Annotated in this window: 20 protein-coding genes; 10 read left to right on the top strand and 10 right to left on the bottom strand. The window is 64.9% G+C overall.

All coding sequences use genetic code 11. From position 1 onward, the window contains the following. The first annotated feature begins 186 nt into the window (after nt 1-186). Nucleotides 187-585: a cupin domain-containing protein gene (locus tag AC5RUQ_RS14010; RefSeq protein ID WP_493947939.1), complete on the top strand. Its 399-nt coding sequence runs from the start codon at nt 187-189 to the stop codon at nt 583-585. 170 nt (nt 586-755) lie between these two features. Here the strand turns inward: AC5RUQ_RS14010 and glgX are convergent, their stop codons facing one another. Together glgX and AC5RUQ_RS14000 are read right to left on the bottom strand one after the other, a co-directional pair. Continuing rightward, nucleotides 756-2,960, bottom strand: a complete 2,205-nt coding sequence (gene glgX / locus AC5RUQ_RS14005; protein ID WP_493947938.1) for a glycogen debranching protein GlgX — start codon at nt 2,958-2,960, stop codon at nt 756-758. Nucleotides 2,961-3,121: 161 nt separating this feature from the next. Beyond that, nucleotides 3,122-3,253, bottom strand: a complete 132-nt coding sequence (locus AC5RUQ_RS14000) for an Hsp20 family protein (protein WP_493948138.1) — start codon at nt 3,251-3,253, stop codon at nt 3,122-3,124. A 360-nt stretch (nt 3,254-3,613) separates the two neighbouring features. On the opposite strand from AC5RUQ_RS14000, the gene AC5RUQ_RS13995 reads away from it, so the two are divergent. Together AC5RUQ_RS13995 and AC5RUQ_RS13990 are read left to right on the top strand one after the other, a co-directional pair. Beyond that, nucleotides 3,614-3,913 carry a putative quinol monooxygenase gene (locus AC5RUQ_RS13995; RefSeq protein ID WP_493947937.1) on the top strand — a complete coding sequence of 100 codons (300 nt, stop codon included), beginning with the start codon at nt 3,614-3,616 and terminating at the stop codon, nt 3,911-3,913. Between the two features lie 128 nt (nt 3,914-4,041). Then, the gene (locus AC5RUQ_RS13990) at nt 4,042-4,929 is read left to right on the top strand and encodes a Rieske (2Fe-2S) protein (RefSeq protein ID WP_493947936.1); all 888 of its coding nucleotides are present in this window, start codon (nt 4,042-4,044) and stop codon (nt 4,927-4,929) included. Nucleotides 4,930-5,016: 87 nt separating this feature from the next. Here the strand turns inward: AC5RUQ_RS13990 and AC5RUQ_RS13985 are convergent, their stop codons facing one another. The 5 genes from AC5RUQ_RS13985 to AC5RUQ_RS13965 all read right to left on the bottom strand — a co-directional run bounded on the left by AC5RUQ_RS13985 (nt 5,017) and on the right by AC5RUQ_RS13965 (nt 10,672). Next, nucleotides 5,017-6,441, bottom strand: a complete 1,425-nt coding sequence (locus AC5RUQ_RS13985; RefSeq protein ID WP_493947935.1) for an HNH endonuclease signature motif containing protein — start codon at nt 6,439-6,441, stop codon at nt 5,017-5,019. 111 nt (nt 6,442-6,552) lie between these two features. After that, nucleotides 6,553-7,833, bottom strand: coding sequence for an N-acetylglucosamine-6-phosphate deacetylase (locus AC5RUQ_RS13980; protein WP_493947934.1), 1,281 nt, complete (start codon nt 7,831-7,833; stop codon nt 6,553-6,555). Between the two features lie 6 nt (nt 7,834-7,839). Beyond that, nucleotides 7,840-8,592 carry a copper homeostasis protein CutC gene (locus AC5RUQ_RS13975; RefSeq protein WP_493947933.1) on the bottom strand — a complete coding sequence of 251 codons (753 nt, stop codon included), beginning with the start codon at nt 8,590-8,592 and terminating at the stop codon, nt 7,840-7,842. Beyond that, a complete protein-coding gene (nagB, locus tag AC5RUQ_RS13970) occupies nt 8,589-9,368 on the bottom strand; it encodes a glucosamine-6-phosphate deaminase (protein WP_493947932.1) in 780 nt (259 codons plus the stop codon). Before nagB ends, AC5RUQ_RS13975 begins: the two co-directional genes overlap by 4 nt. A gap of 53 nt (nt 9,369-9,421) precedes the next feature. Then, nucleotides 9,422-10,672, bottom strand: a complete 1,251-nt coding sequence (locus tag AC5RUQ_RS13965) for a PTS transporter subunit EIIC (protein WP_493947931.1) — start codon at nt 10,670-10,672, stop codon at nt 9,422-9,424. A gap of 228 nt (nt 10,673-10,900) precedes the next feature. Between AC5RUQ_RS13965 and AC5RUQ_RS13960 the strand changes: the two genes are divergently transcribed. Both AC5RUQ_RS13960 and AC5RUQ_RS13955 read left to right on the top strand, forming a co-directional pair. Then, nucleotides 10,901-11,131: a PTS sugar transporter subunit IIB gene (locus AC5RUQ_RS13960; RefSeq protein WP_104043504.1), complete on the top strand. Its 231-nt coding sequence runs from the start codon at nt 10,901-10,903 to the stop codon at nt 11,129-11,131. Continuing rightward, nucleotides 11,131-11,589, top strand: a complete 459-nt coding sequence (locus AC5RUQ_RS13955) for a PTS sugar transporter subunit IIA (RefSeq protein WP_493947930.1) — start codon at nt 11,131-11,133, stop codon at nt 11,587-11,589. The genes AC5RUQ_RS13960 and AC5RUQ_RS13955 overlap by 1 nt, the downstream gene beginning before the upstream one ends. A gap of 21 nt (nt 11,590-11,610) precedes the next feature. Here the strand turns inward: AC5RUQ_RS13955 and AC5RUQ_RS13950 are convergent, their stop codons facing one another. Then, nucleotides 11,611-12,369, bottom strand: a complete 759-nt coding sequence (locus AC5RUQ_RS13950; protein WP_493947929.1) for a GntR family transcriptional regulator — start codon at nt 12,367-12,369, stop codon at nt 11,611-11,613. Between the two features lie 190 nt (nt 12,370-12,559). Here AC5RUQ_RS13950 and AC5RUQ_RS13945 point away from each other — a divergent pair, with 190 nt between their 5' ends. From AC5RUQ_RS13945 to AC5RUQ_RS13930, 4 genes are all read left to right on the top strand, one after another. Next, complete coding sequence (locus AC5RUQ_RS13945) at nt 12,560-13,411, top strand: hypothetical protein (protein WP_493947928.1); 852 nt, start codon at nt 12,560-12,562, stop codon at nt 13,409-13,411. A 147-nt stretch (nt 13,412-13,558) separates the two neighbouring features. Next, nucleotides 13,559-13,774: a hypothetical protein gene (locus AC5RUQ_RS13940; RefSeq protein WP_493947927.1), complete on the top strand. Its 216-nt coding sequence runs from the start codon at nt 13,559-13,561 to the stop codon at nt 13,772-13,774. Nucleotides 13,775-13,811: 37 nt separating this feature from the next. Next, on the top strand, nt 13,812-14,072 hold the full coding sequence (locus tag AC5RUQ_RS13935; RefSeq protein ID WP_493947926.1) for a hypothetical protein: 261 nt from the start codon (nt 13,812-13,814) through the stop codon (nt 14,070-14,072). A 1-nt stretch (nt 14,073) separates the two neighbouring features. Continuing rightward, nucleotides 14,074-15,036, top strand: a complete 963-nt coding sequence (locus tag AC5RUQ_RS13930; RefSeq protein WP_493947925.1) for a threonine/serine dehydratase — start codon at nt 14,074-14,076, stop codon at nt 15,034-15,036. Nucleotides 15,037-15,039: 3 nt separating this feature from the next. On the opposite strand, the gene AC5RUQ_RS13925 is transcribed toward AC5RUQ_RS13930, so the two are convergent. Beyond that, nucleotides 15,040-15,378: a hypothetical protein gene (locus AC5RUQ_RS13925; protein WP_493947924.1), complete on the bottom strand. Its 339-nt coding sequence runs from the start codon at nt 15,376-15,378 to the stop codon at nt 15,040-15,042. A 200-nt stretch (nt 15,379-15,578) separates the two neighbouring features. Between AC5RUQ_RS13925 and AC5RUQ_RS13920 the strand changes: the two genes are divergently transcribed. Further along, nucleotides 15,579-16,514 carry an SMP-30/gluconolactonase/LRE family protein gene (locus AC5RUQ_RS13920; RefSeq protein ID WP_493947923.1) on the top strand — a complete coding sequence of 312 codons (936 nt, stop codon included), beginning with the start codon at nt 15,579-15,581 and terminating at the stop codon, nt 16,512-16,514. 85 nt (nt 16,515-16,599) lie between these two features. Here the strand turns inward: AC5RUQ_RS13920 and AC5RUQ_RS13915 are convergent, their stop codons facing one another. Beyond that, a complete protein-coding gene (locus AC5RUQ_RS13915; RefSeq protein ID WP_493947922.1) occupies nt 16,600-17,241 on the bottom strand; it encodes an NADPH-dependent F420 reductase in 642 nt (213 codons plus the stop codon). Nucleotides 17,242-17,293: the final 52 nt, after the last annotated feature.

The following is a 17,293-nucleotide window of genomic DNA, read 5'->3' as shown; positions in this document are numbered from 1 at the left end:
CATTGACTTCAGGTGCCGCAGGGCTACGGTTGTAGATACGCCATCACCTCTGGTGAGCGGGTCTGTCGCCGGGGGTAAAGGCGCATGCAGCTACTTGGTCTCGCCATTCTTAACCGCTCGCCGGTATCCGAACAGATCGCCTGGCTCGCCACCAGACGTCCACCTCCATCCATAGGCTGTGTCCGAATGACCGCAAATTTCATCAGAGCTTTGGCAGTGAAGTCGTTTGATGTTCCTGACAGGAAGCGCTGCCCCGACAAGGCGGAGTTCGACCTTGTGACCGTAGATGATTACTCGGTGGCGCGGCTGATCCTTGCGCCGGGCTGGCGCTGGTCGGAGTCCGCCAAGCCCACCGAACTGACAACCTACTGCGAGCACCACCACCTCGGCTATTGCATCTCAGGGCAACTGGAGATTGAAACGGCGGACGGCGGGCGGTCCATGATCCACCCGAACGACACGTATGCGCTTCCTCCCGGCCACGACGAATGGGTGGTGGGGGATGAGCCCTTTGTCGCCGTCGAATTCCTTGGCGCCGCCTCGTTCGGGCGGCCGAGAAGCCATGGGATGCACGCGCTGATCTGACTGCTTTTTGGTCAGGACGGCGGTTCGAACCGGTCAGGCGGAGGGTCCGGCCTGGCGCCTCCTCCGCAGTAGTCCAGGGCGCCCGTTCCGGCCACGGCAATCGCCAGCGCATCCACCACCTGCACGCCCCGGGCCAGGCCGCCAGAACCGCCGGTGCTACAGCGATTGGATTATCCGCGCCCAGTGACCTCTGTCTTCGGTGACTCCCGCTGCTCCGGCATTGTGAGCAGTGCCAGGGAAGCGGAGACGGAGTGATCAGGCTTCTCGGGCGGGCTGGTGTAGGCCCGAAGCACCAGCAGGGACTTTCCTACCAGTTCGACGGTCTCATTGGCGTGGAGGAGACCGGTGTCCGCGTGTTCACCGGCTGTGTCGATGAGTTGCTCCCAGCTGGGCGAGTATTCTGCGCTGGGCAGCGTGAAAACCACCGGATCGTCGCCCGAATTGCAGTACAGCAGGAAATTGTGGTCGCGGATCATGCGGCCGCGGTGGTCCTTGCCTACCGCCGCGCCGTTGTAGAACACACCCAGAGCCCTGGCGAGGGGGTTGTCCCAGTCGCCGGGAACCATGGCAGAAGCGTCCTTGTCGAGCCAGACGATGTCCGGCAGTGGCTGGCCGAGGCCACGCAGGACGGGGCGGCCTTGAAAGAACCTGTTGCGGCGGAAGGTGGGGTGCTCCCGGCGCAGCCTGGAGACGGCGGCAAGAAACTCCACCAGGGGCTGGTCCGCTTCCTCCCAGTTGATCCATGAGAGCGGCGAGTCCTGGCAGTAGGCGTTGTTGTTCCCCAGTTGGCTGCGCCCCAGTTCGTCGCCGTGCAGCACCATGGGAACGCCTTGGGAAAGGAGGAGTGTCGCCAGGAAGTTTCGCTGCTGGCGGGCCCGCAGCGCGAGGATGCCGCTGTCCGTGGTGGGTCCTTCCACCCCGCAGTTCCACGAGCGGTTGTGGGATTCTCCGTCGTTGTTGTTTTCGCCGTTGGCTTCGTTGTGCTTGGAGTTGTAGGAGACCAGGTCGCGCATAGTGAAGCCGTCGTGGGCCGTCACGAAGTTGATCGATGCCACAGGCCGGCGTCCTGAACTTTCGTAAAGGTCGGAGGAACCTGCCAGCCGGGAGGCGAACTCACCCAGCGTGGCCGGTGCGCCGCGCCAAAAGTCGCGGACGGCGTCACGGTACTTGCCGTTCCATTCCGTCCAAAGGGGCGGGAAGTTGCCTACCTGGTACCCGCCGGGGCCCACATCCCATGGCTCGGCGATGAGCTTCACCTGGGACACCACGGGATCCTGCTGGACCAGGTCAAAGAAACTCGACAGCCGGTCCACCTCGTAGAACTCGCGTGCCAGCGCAGAGGCGAGGTCGAAGCGAAACCCGTCCACATGCATTTCCAGCACCCAGTACCGCAGCGAATCCATCATCAACTGCAGGGCGTGCGGGTGCCGGACATTGATGGTGTTGCCCGTGCCCGTGTAGTCCAGGTAATGCTGCTTCTCATGGTCAACCAGCCGGTAATACGCCTGGTTGTCGATGCCCTTGAAGGAGAGTGTGGGTCCCAGGTGGTTCCCTTCGGCGGTGTGGTTGTAAACGACGTCGAGGATCACCTCGATGCCGGCAGCGTGCAGGGAGCGGACCATCGCCTTGAATTCCTGCACCTGCTGTCCCGGCCTGGTGCTGGAACTGTAGCTCTCGTGCGGGGCGAAGAATCCGATGGTGTTGTAGCCCCAGTAGTTGCTGAGGCCTTTGTCCTTCAGTGTGCTGTCCTGGACGAACTGGTGAACCGGCATCAGTTCGATCGCCGTCACGCCAAGTTTCTGCAGGTGCTCGATGACGGCGGGGTGGGCGATACCGGCGTAGGTGCCGCGCTCCCGCTCCGGCACCTCCGGATGGCTCATCGTCAAGCCCTTCACGTGGGCTTCGTAGATCAGGCTGTCGCTGTAGGGGATACGCGGCGGGCGGTCGTGCTGCCAGTCGAAAAACGGGCTGATCACCACGGACCTCATCGTGTTGGGGGCGGAGTCTTCCGTGTTGAAGCTTGTGGGGTCGCCGAAGTTATAGGAGAACATCGGCTGGCCCCAAGTGATATCGCCGGTGGTTGCCTTGGCGTAGGGGTCCAGCAGGAGCTTGTGCGGGTTGAAGCGGAGGCCGCGGGCGGGATCATAGGCGCCCTCCATCCGGTAGCCGTACAGCTGGCCCGGCAGGACATGCGGGAGGTAGCAGTGCCAGACGAAGGCATCCACGGCCTCCAGGCTGATGCGATGCTCCGCGCCGTCGTCGTCGAAGAGGCACAGATGGACGGCGCTCGCCGCCTCGCTGAACACCGCGAAGTTCGTGCCGCTGCCGTCATAGGTGGCGCCCAGCGGGTAGGGGCTCCCCGTCCACACTTCCATGCCCGCCTCCATCCCCGGTAAGAGAACTCCATCCAACCACAGCGGTGTGACAGAGGCCGGGAGCGGGCATGGCGGCGGTGGGCAACGCAGGAAAGTTCGGGAGCCCTGGCATGCCAGTAAGGCGCGGATTACGACGGCGGCCGTGCGCCGCCGTCGTGATGCTAGCCGCGGATGATGGGGATCCGCCGCCGCTCGGCGGCACCCTGGTCAGGCAGCGGCACCCGGACCTCGAGAATGCCGTCCCGGTAGGTGGCCTTCACCTCTGTCTGGTCAGCAGCACCGGGGAGGGTGATGGTTGTTCATCCCCACAACTCCTTTCGCTTAATACTTCGTGGCCCGCGGACCCCGACCCTTGGTATTCAAAGGGTTCCGGTCCGCGGCGGCGGCCCCTCTTACGGGGCCCCTATCACCTGCTGCCCCCGTTGCGGCAGCAGGTGGTCTTAGCACCCGTGCGGGCGCAGGTCTTTGGGGAGAGATGGAGGATGCCGGCGTTCGCTTTCATGGAAGTGGCTCTCTTGGGCTGCCTGTTGGCCGACTGCTTTGCCATCAATAAATTACCCAAGCGGGGCGGCTGCATCACGCCTGTCAGCGAACTTTCTACGTCAAGGCGGCGGATTCCGGTTCTTGTCGTCCCCATGCTGCACACTGTCTCCATGACCTTTGCGAATGTGGGAAGTCTTGGAACCAAGCCGGGGCAGCGCGATGCCGTCGTGTCCATCCTGCTCCGGCCCATGGCCGGGCTGAAGGAGGCAGGCTGCCTGCTGTACGAGGTGGGCGTCAATGACGAGGTGCCGGACACGGTATTTGTGTCCGAATTGTGGGAATCACCGGAAGCGCACCGGGCCTCGCTTCAGCTGGACAGTGTGCGGGCAGCCATCGCCGAGGCGATGCCCTTGCTCTCCGGTGAGATGGGCGGCCACCAATTCTCCGTGCTGGGGTCGCCGCTGCGCTGAACCGCGCGCTTTGCGTGGCGCTGCTGCCGGGCACCCCTGTCCCTCGCGTGCGCCAGCGGCTAGGCTCTCGGGCATCGGCTGGACCTGGACAATCGACTGGACTTTGACGAACGGGGTAAGGGACTCACATGAAACCGCTGCCTGCACTTGAACTTGTTGCCCGGCTGGAAGATGCCGAGTGGCTCGATCCCGTGGCCAAGAAGGTCCGGAAAGTAGTAAAACGCACGATCCGTCCGCAGTGGGCCCGCGACATCCTGCACGGAGTGCCCATCGGCCACCCTGTACATCCACTCGCTGTTCAGGTTCCGCTGGGTTCTTGGATTTCAGCAGCAGTCCTTGATGCGCTGCCTGGCAACGAGCGGGCAGCAACGGTGCTGATCGGCGTCGGAACTGCCTCTGCCGTGCCTTCCGCAGTGGCAGGTTTCATGGACTGGTCGCAGCTGCACAGCCAGCAGCAGCGGGTGGGCCTGGTCCATGCGGCAGCCAACATCACCGCCGTTAGTCTCTACAGCGCTTCGCTGGTGGCGCGGGCAAATGGGCAGCAGGGCGCAGGCAAGATGCTCGCCTACATGGGCTTGGGCGTGGTCAGTTTTGGCGGCTTCCTGGGCGGCCATCTCAGCTACCGCCAGGCGGCTGGTGTGAACCACAGCGAGGACATTCCCCACCGCTTCCCCAGCGGGTGGCAGGCCCTCGCCCCGTTGGATGACCTGCCGGAGGGCAAGCTCCACAAGCGGGTGGTGGCCGGACTCCCGTTGCTTGTATTCAGGGAGGCAGAGAAAGTCAACGTGCTGTCCGACGTCTGCAGCCACCTCTCCGGCCCGCTTCACGACGGCAAGCTAAAGGGCGGCAGTCTTAACGACGACGGCGACCCGTGCGTGGTCTGCCCGTGGCACGGCAGCACCTTCTCGCTGCGGTCCGGAGAAGTCCAGGCAGGGCCCGCCACCGCCAGGCAACCGCGGTTTGAAACCCGCGTCACCGGTGGGCTCGTGGAAGTGAATCTTCCCGGCGCGGATTGAGTTTCTTGCTGCGGCTGAACCGGGTTGTTTGGGCGTGAAGCGGACGCAGCCGCCATAGGCACGGCGCCACCCGCGCGAGAGAGCACCTTAGCTAACTACGTATTCCACAAGAACCGCTTCAAAGTAGCTCTTTTCCGCCGGCAGGGACCCGGGAGGCCACACTGGTGGTTCCCAGTTCTGGTGTTCGCTTTTGTAGTGCCTGCCGGTGGGTGAGGTCCAGCCCGGTGGTTCGGTTGTGGTGGCTGGTGTTGGTTTCCAGCCGCTGGTGTGGCGGAGTTTGTGGTGTTTGGGGCAGGGTTGGCCGAGGTTCGATATTCCGGTGGTGCCGCCTTGGTGCCAGGCGAGGATGTGGTCGGCTTCGTTGTCCAGGGAGTTGTTGCTGCAGCCGGGGAAGGGGCATTTGCCGTCCCTCAATCTGAGCCAGTTCCGCATGGCTTTGGTGAGCCGGTAGCTGGTCCGGCCGATCTCCAGCGGTGCCCCGTCCCGCGGATCCACCAGTACCCGGTAGAACGAGCCGGCCCCTTTGGCGACGAGGTTTCGTGCCATCGAGGCGGGGATTGGGCCGTGCCCGTCCAGCATCGCCGGCTCATCGGTCAGGCCCAGCAGGGAGAACACGGGCACGGTGACCAGGATCTGTGCCCGGGGTGCGGGGATCTCGGTGGTGGTGCCGCCCAGAAGCCAGCCCGCAGCGACATCGGCCCGGAGCTGGGTGAGGGTGCGGGTTTCGTCCGGTCCCTGCATCCCCCGGGAAACGGTGGTGAGCCGGTCCCAAATGGCGGACGCCTGGTCCGCGGGCAGACACGCGGCGACCCAACCCATCCCGTCACCATCAAGCCAGTACTCGACCCGCCGGTCCGCCACACTCTTGGCGTGCCGCTGCTCCAGGCTCTCCGGGTGGTGGCGTTCCCGCCAGGCCCGGGCCTTGGCTTTGAACCGGTACGCCGGCATCTCCCCGACCGTGGCGGCTGCTCCCGGTTTCGGCGTGTCCGGGTCCAGGAAGTGCGCCTCCAACGCCGCCGCCCCGGCAGGGTCAAGGCTCGCGGTCTGGTCGACCATGGTCCGGGCGTGCGCCCAGGAAATCGTCCCTGCCTGCAAAGCGGCCAGGGTGCGGGGCAGGGAAGTGGTGAGGGCATGGGAATCGGCGAGCAAGGCACCGGCGGCCCGGTCACCGATTGCCAGCACACACCCCACCTCCGCCACCAGGCTCCGCTCCTGCGCCGCCACCTCATACGGCGAGGCGGCTGGAGCATTCAGCGCTTTCGTGGCTTCCGCGAACACCGCCACGGCCTGTGCCTTCAGGGCCGCCAGCTTCGCTTCCGACCGTGCCACCGCGGCAAGAACATCCAAAGCCCCATCAGCAACCCGCTGCAACGGATCATCAGACTCAGCCGCGGCCCCAGGATCAGCGGCACCGGAAGCAGCAGTGCAGCTGCCACCGAGCACCGCAGCAAATGCAGCGACAGAAGCGTCAACAAGCTTCTCCGCTTGCACCACTGCCGCGTCCGTTTCCATATGCAAAGCATTTCAGAGGGGTCTGACAATCCAGCACGCGCGGCGCGGATAGGCACAGTGCCGCAATGCCCCTACTAAACGGCACGCCCGCGTAACACTCGGGGCACCGATCTAGATGGGCCGCTGCTGCTCCGTCACCCATTCGCCCCGGCGCAGAACCCCTGCCAGCTTCAGTTCACTGTCCACGACGACCACGTCGGCCGGCATCCCTGCCCGCAGGTCACCCGCCTGCCGCGACATTCCCAGGACCGCCGCCGGCACCGCACTGGCTGACGTGATGGCGTCCCTTAACGCAACGCCGGCTGCCACGGCGGTGCGGACAACGTCCAGGAGCGTGGCCGTACCGCCGGCGATCGCGCCCGTGCTGTCCACGCGGGCTACGCCTCCCTCAACCGTTGCCGTCAGCGTACCCAGCTTGTAGTGGCCGTCCTGCAGGCCGGTGGCAGCCATGGAGTCGGTAACCAGCGCAATGTTGTCTGCTCCCACCAGCTCGAACACGGTCTTCACCGTCTCGGGAGCCAGGTGGACGCCGTCGGCAATGAGTTCGACGACGGCGTTCCCGGCGCGGGCGGCACTGAGGCACGCGGAGACGGGGCCAGGGGAGCGGTGGTGCAGGCTGGGCATCGCGTTGAAGAGGTGCGTGACGGTTGGGCGACGGCCCCTGTGGGCTGTTTCAGTGCCTGGTTCCGCGGAAAGCGCAGCCGCCGAAGTAAGCCCTGCGGCAGCCCGCTCCAGGAACGAGGCTGCGGCCGGATGATCTGCGGCGGTGTGCCCCAGGGACGGAATGACGCCGCGCCCAGAAAGCAGGTCCGCCAGTTCGCCCGCGCCCGGCAGTTCAGGGGCCAGCGTCATGGAAGCCAGGGAAGGGCCTGCCACGTCGAGCAGTTCGGCCATCAGCGCGGGATCGGGTTCCAGCAGCAGCGAGGGGTTATGCGCTCCGCACTGCCCGGGTGAGAGGAAGGGGCCTTCCAGGTGCGACCCCGCGACCAGCCCTTCCTCCGTTACCGTCCGCAGCGCCTTAAGGCTATGGAGCAGGTCCGCGGGCGCTGCAGTCACCAGGCTGGCCAGCAGCGTGGTGGTGCCCCGCCCGTGCAGGTAGCGGGCAGCAGCACGGGCGCCCTCCACAGAACCTTCGGAGAAATCCGACCCGTGGGCGCCATGGCAGTGCAGGTCAACCAGGCCCGGCATCAGGATGTGGCCCGCACCTTTTCCGGCGGCATTCCCGTCGGCGGCACTCCCGTTTGGTGCACTCACGTCCCCTGCAGCCGCCCCACGGAAGCCCGACGCCGGCCCGGCGTAAGTGATGTGCCCGCCGGCGACCGCTACCAGGCCGTCCTCGATGTCCATGCTCCCGGACACGATCCGGCCCCGAAGTATCAGTTCCTCGCCCATAAGTCGTCAGCCTCCTGCTGAAAGCGCCGCTGCCATGCTGGCAGCGAGTAAGGGATCAGCGGCATTGGCCCTGGCCCCGGTGGAATGGTCGTAGTTCCGCGCCGAGGTGTGAACGGCATGCACTCCGCTGCGGACCAGCGCGGACATCAGTTCCAGCCGGACACCCCCTCCAGCCATGATCTGTAACGACGGCGCGTGGTCCCGTCCCAGCTCCACCAGCCGGGCCAGCATCGGCAGTCCCGCCGTGCAGTCGGGGCTTCCACCGCTGGTCAGCACGCGGCTGACTCCGCCGTCGTGCAGCCGGGCCAGTGCATCGGCAGGGTCCATGCCTGCGGCGAGAGCCGCGTCGAACGCCCGGTGGAACGTCACCTCTGCACCTGGACTGTGACTGCGTGCCACGTCTGAAACCCGACGGAGCGCTGCAACGTCAGGGCCGCCGTCGTCCGCCAGCATGCCCACCACGACGCCGGCGGCCCCGGCACCCAGCGCCGCATCGACGTCGCGCTCCAGCACCTCAAGCTCCTCGGCGTTGTAGGTGAAGCTGCCCGGTCGGGGGCGGACCAGTACATGGACCGGAAGGCCCACTTCACACGCCTGCTCCACGGTTCCGATGCTCGGGGTGATCCCGTCAGTTTCGGCGAGGGCCGCGCAAAGTTCCACCCTCGCGGCCCCCACTGATGCTGCCAACCGCACGCCTTCGGCACTCTCTACCGCCAGCTCGAGCTGCGGTGTCCGGAGCATGCCCGGGGCCGCGCTCAAAGTCCCTGCCAGGCAGGTTTCCGCCCGAACGTGTCCTGGTAGTACTCGCGGTGAGCCAGCCTGGACGCCGCAGCCTCGTCCAGCAGGACGGTGACGTGCGGATGGAGCTGGAGCGCGGAGGCAGGGCACACTGCCGCCACCGGACCTTCCACGGCCGCCGCGATCGCCTCTGCCTTGGCCTCGCCCATGGCCAGCAGCAGAAGGTGCCGGGCTTCGCGGATGGTGCCCAGCCCCTGGGTCAGCACATGGTCCGGAACATCCGCAGGATCCTCGAAGAAACGGGCGTTGTCCTGCCGTGTCTGCTGGGTCAGCGTCTTGATCCGGGTCCGCGAGCCCAGCGAGGACATCGGCTCGTTGAAACCCACGTGGCCGTCCGTTCCGATCCCCAAAATCTGGATGTCCACCCCGCCTGCTGCCGCAATCGCGGCCTCGTACCGGCCTGCCTCAGCCTCGAGATCCTCCGCCACACCGTCCAGGCCGTGGACAGCGCCCGCGGCGAAGTCAACGCTGTCCACGAACTCTGCCCGGATCACCGAATGGTAGGACTGGGGATGCGCGCTGGGCAGGCCCACGTACTCATCCAGGAGGAAGGCCTGCACCCCGGCAAAACTCAATCCGCCGTTTCGGTGCCGCGCAATGAGTTCCTGGTAGGTTCCGAGCGGTGTTGAGCCTGTGGCCAGGCCAAGGACGGACGGGCCGCTGCGGACCTGCTGTTCGATGGCGTCTGCAGCAGTGCGGGCCACATCTGCAGGAGCGGGGAGGATGACGATTTCCATGATGTTCAGTGCTTTCGGTTGCTGTGGCTGTTGGGTGGTGGCTGGCCTGCGGCCTACTTGGCCGCGTCAGTCTCCACCGTGACTTCGTCGTCTTCCCGGCCGGGCGTCCGCAGGTTCCAGCGCTTGATGACGATGGAAAAGAGGAAGTAGTAGATCACCGCGTAGCCAAGGCCGATGGGGATTAGCAGCCACCCGTTCTCCGACTTGCCGAAGTTGAGGATGAAGTCGATCAGCCCGGCGGAGAACGTGAACCCATGGTGGATATCCAGCGCATTGACCAGGGCCATTGAGGTTCCGGTCAGGGCAGCATGGACGATGTAGAGCGGGAAGGCAACGAACATAAAGGAGTACTCGAGCGGTTCCGTGATGCCGGTGAGGAACGCGGTGAGGGCGGTGGAGAGCATGATGCCACCCACAATCTTCTTCTGCGAAGGCTTGGCGTGGCGCCAAATGGCGAGGGCGGCAGCGGGAAGGCCGAACATCATGATGGGGAAGAACCCGGTCATGAAGATGCCGGCGCTGGGATCGCCGGCGAAGAACCGGTTCAGGTCGCCGCGGACCAGTTGGCCGGAAGCGTCGGTGTAGTCGCCGATCAGGAACCAGACGGCGGAGTTCAGGATGTGGTGCAGCCCTGCAGGGATAAGCATGCGGTTGGCAAAGCCGTAGACTCCACCGCCGGCAACGGCGTTGCCTGCCACTGCCTCACCTACGGCTGAAAGGCCTGCATTGAAGAACGGGTAGACAAAGGCAAGGGCGACGCCGGCCACCAGGCTGGCGACGGAGGTCAGGATTGGCACCAGGCGCCGGCCGCTGAAGAAGCCCAGGAAGTCTGGAAGCTTGGTGCGGTAGAACCGCTGCCAGAGCATCGCGGAAAACAGGCCCACCACAATACCGGCGAGCACGCCGTAGTTGATCATGGCTGGCTTGCCCGCGGGGTCCAGCTGTCCGGCAAGTACCAGCGGGGACATCGCCTTGAAGACGCCGTCAATCACCATGTAGCCCACCACCGCCGCCAAAGCGGTGGATCCGTCAGCCTTCTTGGCCCAGCCGATGGCAATGCCCACCGCGAAGATCAGCGGGAGCCAGGTGAAGACGGCGTTGCCTGCCGCCGAGATGACCGCCGCGCCCCCTTCGAAGCCGGGGATGGCGCCAAGCAGATCGGCCTGGCCGATGCGCAGGAGGATGCCTGCGGCGGGCAGGACGGCAATGGGGAGCATCAGGCAGCGGCCAAGGCGCTGCAGGGTCGCGAAAACCCTGTTTGGTTTCTTCTCCGGAGCCAGGGCGGCGGTATCAGATGTTGACATGGTTGCACCTCTGCGGGGTCGGTGGGGCTTGTGGAGTGATGGGGTGAGCCGGTACTGTCTGGTTATGACCAGTTCAGTGTGATCCATCCCACGAGCGCCTGTCAAGGCAGTGGAGAGGCCGCCGGCTATTCAAAAGCCCCGGCGGTGGACGCCATAATTGGTCCACTTGGGCCGCCGGCCCCGGTGATCATTCAGTGCTCCGAACGGGCACCGTCAGAAAGGGCAGCCATGTCCAAAGCAGAAAAGATCATTGAAGGCCTCGGCGGAGCCGGCAACATCGTCGAAATCGAAGCCTGCATCACCCGCCTTCGCACGGAAGTCAAAGACGGCTCACTCGTCAACGAAGCCACCCTCAAGGCCGCCGGAGCCCACGGCGTCCTGGCTGCCGGGACTGCCGTCCAGGTCATTGTGGGGCCTGAGGCTGACAACCTGGCCGAGGACATCGAGGACCTCCTCTAGTGGCGCAGTCCTTGGTTGTCCACGCGCCCATCAGCGGCAGGGTGCTTCCCCTCGCCGAGGTCCCGGACCCCGTGTTCGCGGGCCAGATGGTGGGGTCCGGTGCCGCGATCGAACCGCCTGAAGGCGAGATGTTCGACGTCGTATCCCCGGTGGCGGGAAAGGTGATCAAGCTCCTCCCGCATGCGTTTGTTGTGGTGGAGTCGTCCGGGCGGGGAGTCCTGACCCATGTGGGCATTGACACGGTCAAGCTCAAGGGCGAAGGTTTCAAGCTGCTCATTGCACAAGGGGACACTATTGATGCCGGCACTCCCGTTATGCGCGTGGACCCCACCGCCGCCCTGGCGGCGGGGTATTCGATGGTGAGTCCCGTCGTCGTACTTGACACCAAGCCTGACACCGCAAGCTTGGTCGCATCCGGCACTGTAGCCGCGGGGGCCAGCCTGTTCTCGCTCGACTAAGCGCGAAGGCCGGGCCGGTTCCTAGAGCCGGACTTCCATGTTGAGGGAGTAGCGGTCCGAGCGGTACCAGGAACGCGAATGCTCGATGGCCAGCGGCCCCGAATAGGAAACGCGGTCAAACGCCAGTACCGGCGCTCCCGTTCCGGTGCCGAGGAGCGCCCCGACGTCCGCCGGGGCGCCCTCGGACCTGACGCTCTGCCGCGCCCGGTCAATTTGGTGGCCCAGCTGCGCTGCAAGCGCCTTGTAGACGGATCCCGTCAGGTCAATGTCCAGCAGCCCCCGGGCGTGTTCGGGGTTGTACCAGGCGTCATCCACGCTGACCGGCCGGCCATCCGCCAGGCGGAGCCGCTTGAGGTGGATGGCCTCGGATCCCGGAGCCAGGCTAAGGGCGTCGGCGGTGTCATCGGGGGCCGCAGCGGCCTCCGCTACCAGCACAACGGTGCTGGGCACGTGCCCCATCGCCTCCATTTCCTGGGTGAATGAGGCCAGGTGCAGGGTGGACTGCACAGGGGAATCGGCAACGAAAGTGCCCTTCGCGGGAACGCGGACCAGATGCCCCTCGTTGACCAGTCGGCCGATGGCGGCGCGCACTGTGATCCGGCTCACGCCATAGGAGTCCATCAGGGTCCGCTCGCTGGGGAGCCGGGCGCCGGGCTCCAGCTCCTCCTTTGCCAGCCTGAGGATGATCAGGCGCAGCTGTTCATGCTTGGGGACCTGGGAATTGTTGATGGCCGCGCTCGCCGCCGGAGCGCTGCTCCCTGGTGCTGCTGTGGCTGGCACGTCGGCCCCTCCAATCCGTGGAGCGGTCCGGTCAGGACCACTGCTTCGGATTATTCCACAGCCTGCTTTGCAAGGGTGCACTGGGATGCGTTAGCTGAAAGGTGCCGTGCCGGTATTTCCTGCCTAAGGGAAAACCCTTTAGTGTTACTAACACTAAGCATGCTTCCTATCTCAAAAGGGGTTGTACCTGATGCGAAAAGTACCTGCGCTTGGATTGATGACGGCAGCGATGATTGCCCTGGCGGGCTGCACGGGCGGCGGGGGTTCTGCGAGCCCCACGGCCACCGAAACGGCGAGTGCCTCGGCAACGGCAGAAGCAAAGGTCTACTCCGAGGACGAGCTGCGCGAGCTGATCTCGGGCATGAAGGACGAGGACGGCAACGAACTGAAGCTGTACTCCAAGGAGCAGGTGGACCAGGGCGGCAACATCGCCAACCTGCTCCTGAGCACGGCGACTGTGGACCCTGAAGACTGCAAGGACATCGCCTCCGCAGGACTGCTGGACACGGTCGAAAGCGGTGAGATCGCCGTCGCGCTGTCAGAGGGTGACCAGCCCCGCACCGTCTCTGCGCAGTCGGGCAGCGAGGGGCCTGACGCCGTCGAGGTCTTGGACGAAATCAGCGGCAAGATGGACCAGTGCGCCACGTTCTCCGTAACAGCGCTGGGTCAGACGTACGAGGTCACCAGCGAGGAGCTCCAGGCTGACACGGATGCAGAAAAGAGCTTCGGCACGCTCAGCACCCGCAGCGGGGAGAACCAGCAGAAGCTGATGCAGGTATCCGCCGCCGAGGGCAGGCTGCTTGTCGTCGCCACAAAGAGCGGTGCAAACCTCGGCGATCCGGACCAGAAGGAACTCGAGGACCTTATCAACGAGGTGCTGAAGAAGGCCGACGGCGGCAGCGCAACTTCCAGCCCGACGTCCACCAGCACCTCCGGTTCCGCCAGCACGTCGTCACCGAGCGGTTCTGCGTCGCCTGAGGCAACAGAAACCGAGACTGAAGAGGCGGAGACGTCCTCCGCTTCGCCGACGGCCACGCCTTAGGGCTGGTGCGTCTGGCAAATGGCAGGGCGGGCAGGGACCTGGATGGTCCTGCCCGCCTGCTTTGTTGGGGGATCTGGCCGGCAGAAAGCGGGGCGGGCTGAGGGGTCAGCACCGTACACTGAACCAACCAATACCTAGCATGAAGACATGGCGGACTCAATGAGCGATAAGCTGCACCTCACTCCGGAAGACCAGTTCCCGGAGGATCTGGAAACAGTCCCGGACCACGAATTGCAGGTACTGGACAGCCAAGTCCAACGCCAGCTGGATCACGAAGTGGTGGTTGACGGCGAGCCGAACCCCGAAACCGAGTTCCGCCACTACGAATTGGACGAAGAATTCAACGACCGCGACAAACGCTGACGCGCCGGCCCACGGGCGTTGGGTGAAAGGCAGGATCATGACCACTTCGAATGAGGAACCCCGCAACACTGCCGACCTTCGTGGTCCGGGTGACCCCGACGAGGCCGGGCAGGTGACGCAGGCTCCGCAGGGCGGCATGCACCCGGAACTGCCCGGTGCCAGCAATATCCGCGAAGAGCAGCAGGGGCACGCGGCCGGTACTGTTCCGGCGTCGTACTCCGGAAGCGGCGAGCCGCCGCAGGAGCACAAGCCCGAGGAAGCCCTGGCCGAGCCGGGCACCTGGGACGACGAACTCTGAGGTGATTACCCGCGCCGATGTGGATGAAGCGGCACAGCGGACAGCAGGACTCACCCGGCTGACGCCTGTCCTGCAGGCTGACCCGGGTGCGCTCCCGGCCGATGTGTGGTTCAAGTGCGAATTTCTGCAGCACACCGGCACCTTCAAGGCCCGCGGCGCGCTGAACCGCCTCCTTGCCAGCAAAGAGCGCGGTGAGCTGAAGCCTGACGTTGGTGTGGTGGTGGCTTCAGGAGGCAACGCCGGACTGGCCAACGCGTACGCGGCAGCCCAACTGGGAGTGCCGGCAGCCGTGTTTGTTCCGGCTGCCGCTCCGGCTGTGAAGGTGCGGAAGCTCGAAGCGATAGGTGCCACGGTAATCCAGGGCGGAGCCGAATACGCCGTTGCCTACCAAGCGGCTGTGGCGCATGCCCAGGAAACGGGTGCTGTTTACTGCCACGCCTATGACCAGCCCGAAATCGCGGCCGGCGCCGGAACTGTGGGGACGGAGCTGCTGGAGCAGATAGCCGGGATGGACACCGTGCTGGTGGCCGTGGGCGGCGGCGGGCTGATGGCAGGGATCGCTGCTGCTGTCGAAGGCCATGCGAAGGTGGTGGGCGTTGAGCCGGAGAACGCGCCGACGCTCCACGCGGCACTTGCCGCCGGGGAACCTGTTGACGTGGCGGTATCCGGCGTCGCCGCTGATTCCCTGGGGGCCCGACGCATCGGGGACATTGGCTTCTCCGTCGCGGTCCGCGCCGGCGTCGTCAGCGTCCTGGTATCCGACGCCGACATCGTCGCCGCACGTTCCCTGCTGTGGAACGACTACCGCATCATGGTGGAACACGGAGCTGCCGCCGCCTACGCTGCCCTGACCGCGGGTGCTTACGAGCCGAAGCCGGGGGAGCGCGTTGCCGTGGTTTTGTGCGGGGCCAATACGGACCCGGCCACCTTCCAGGAAGGGCAGCCGGGCCCGGTCGAAGAGTAGGGCTTAGCTGCAGAACTGGCTGTAGGTGCTGCCAGCCTGCTCGTAGCCGGCCTGGAGCTCGGAAAGCCTGGCCTCGTCCGGTGTTTCCTTTGCCTGTTCGTCCGTGTATTCAAGGATCGACTGAAGGGCGGGCTTGAGGTCATCCGATGCGACGGCATGGATGGGGCGGATCTGGTTGGCCAGGCGGTTCATACCCGTCTTGCCGGCGTTGTTCGCGGGGTTGGATACAACGCTCTGGATCCGCTCGCAGGTTTCCGCGGTGGAGAGCTGGTTCGAAGCGGTGCAGGCTGTGGCGGAAAGAACGAGTCCGGCAGCGAACAGGGCTGTGGTGAGTTTCTTCATGGGTCCCTCAGTAGTTGATTGAGGTTTTGATTGTAAGCAGAATCCGGGACACGGTGCTGGTCTACCCTGCCTGCGGCCGGGACTATGAAGGGGGCATCGGGCTCTGGCGGGCCTTCCGGCAGGTGCTTAAACTGGCATCACCATCGTGCGGAGCTGCCGCAGGTTGGGCCCCGCGCATCAGCCCAATTCAAGGAAGCATCATGCGCCGAACAGTACAGCGCCGTACCGCCGTTGGATTCATTGCTCTTTTGGTACTGCTGTTACCGACGGCATTGCCGGCAGCGGCCTCAGCGCTTTCCCGCGACGATGTCATAGTCCTGGACGGCGCCACGTCAGCAGAGGGCATTGCCGCAGGGGAAGAAACAACTTTTTACGCCGGGGAACTGCTGAGCGGCGATATCTTCCGTGGCGACATTGGTGATGGAAAGGCCAAGCGTTTCATTGACGCGCCGGAGGGCAGGATGGCCGTCGGAATGAAGGCGGACGTCCGGAATGACCTGCTGTTTGTGGCCGGTGGATCCAAGGGGAAGGCATATGTCTATAACACCGAAACCGGCGACACCGTCAAAGAATATGATCTAGCCCCCGGCTTCATCAATGACGTAACCCTCACCCCGGACGGCGCCTGGTTCACCAATTCGGCCGCGCCCGAGCTCTACTTCATCCCGGTTAGCCGCTGGGGCAAGCTCGGCAAAGCGGACGATGTGGAGACATTGAAGGTAGGCGGTGAGGCAGGCGAGCCATTGCAGCCTAACCAGTTCGGATTCAACGGCATTGCAGCAGCCGAAGACGACGACGTGCTCATTGTCGCCCACACGCAGAACCAGGCCCTCTATACCGTTGACCGGGACACCGGCGAGAGCAGCAGGATTAAAGGACCGGACCTGAAGTTCGTGGACGGGATCCTGGTGAAGGGCGATACCGTATGGGCGGTTCAGAACAGGGCCAATCAGATAAGCCTGCTGGAGCTCTGCGACGACTTGTCGTCATTCACGGTTGAGGACATCATCACGAGCAAGCATTTTGATGTCCCGACGACGGTTGCCAGGTTTGGCGATACCCTCGCCGCTGTCAACGCGCAGTTCATGCGCCCTGCCAGCCCGCATGAAGTGGTGCTGGTTCCTGCGTGGGACTAGCGGGGCAAAATTGGCTGGCAGCTAACGTCGCCCTTGAAGCCGTCTACTGCCAGCCAGTTTTGTATGTCCGGGCGGACAGGGGCCCCTAGATGGTCCGCGGCGCCTTGGCGAGGTTGTCCTTCAGTTCCTGGGCGGTCTGCCGCACCCCATACGCCGGCCGGTCGCGCTCCACTCGCCAGCTCTCCTCCAGCAGCCCGATGTTTACAGCATCAAAGCCGAATTCGTCATAGAGACGGGTGACCAGTTCGGCCGCTTCCGGGTAGTCGCTGGCCGTGGCCAGCGCCCGCCGGTTCTCCGTGCCCACCGGTGCCCCATCCGTGGTGATTTGGGCGGCCCCAATGTGGTTGAAGCCCTTGGCCACCTTCGATTCCGGCAGGTGCTCCTGCAGCAGCCCGGAAGTGGTGGCCTCCCCGTTGTCCAGGGCCGGGACGTGACCGTCGCGTTCCCAGTAGTAGTTGTTGGTGTCGATAACGATCTTGCCGGCCAGCGGCTCCGCAGGAATGACCCTGTAGTTCTTGAGGGGAACAGTGACCACGGCGAAATCGCCGGCCGCTGCTGCTTCTGCCGCTGTGGCTGCCCGTGCCCTGGGGCCGAGCTCCGCGACCAGCCCGGACAGGGTTTCCGGGCCTCGGGAGTTGCTGATGACTACGTCGTAGCCCAGCTCCACCGCCTTCCGCGCGATCTGGCTTCCAATGTGTCCTGCACCAATGATTCCGATGGTTGTCATACCCGGCCCAACTCCGCTTTGCCGGCAGATATTTCCGCACCCACAGTACGCA

Source organism: Arthrobacter sp. MDT2-3, from assembly GCF_059090465.1.
Note: the sequence above shows the minus strand (reverse complement) of the source record. Positions and strands in the feature narration are given on the sequence as shown.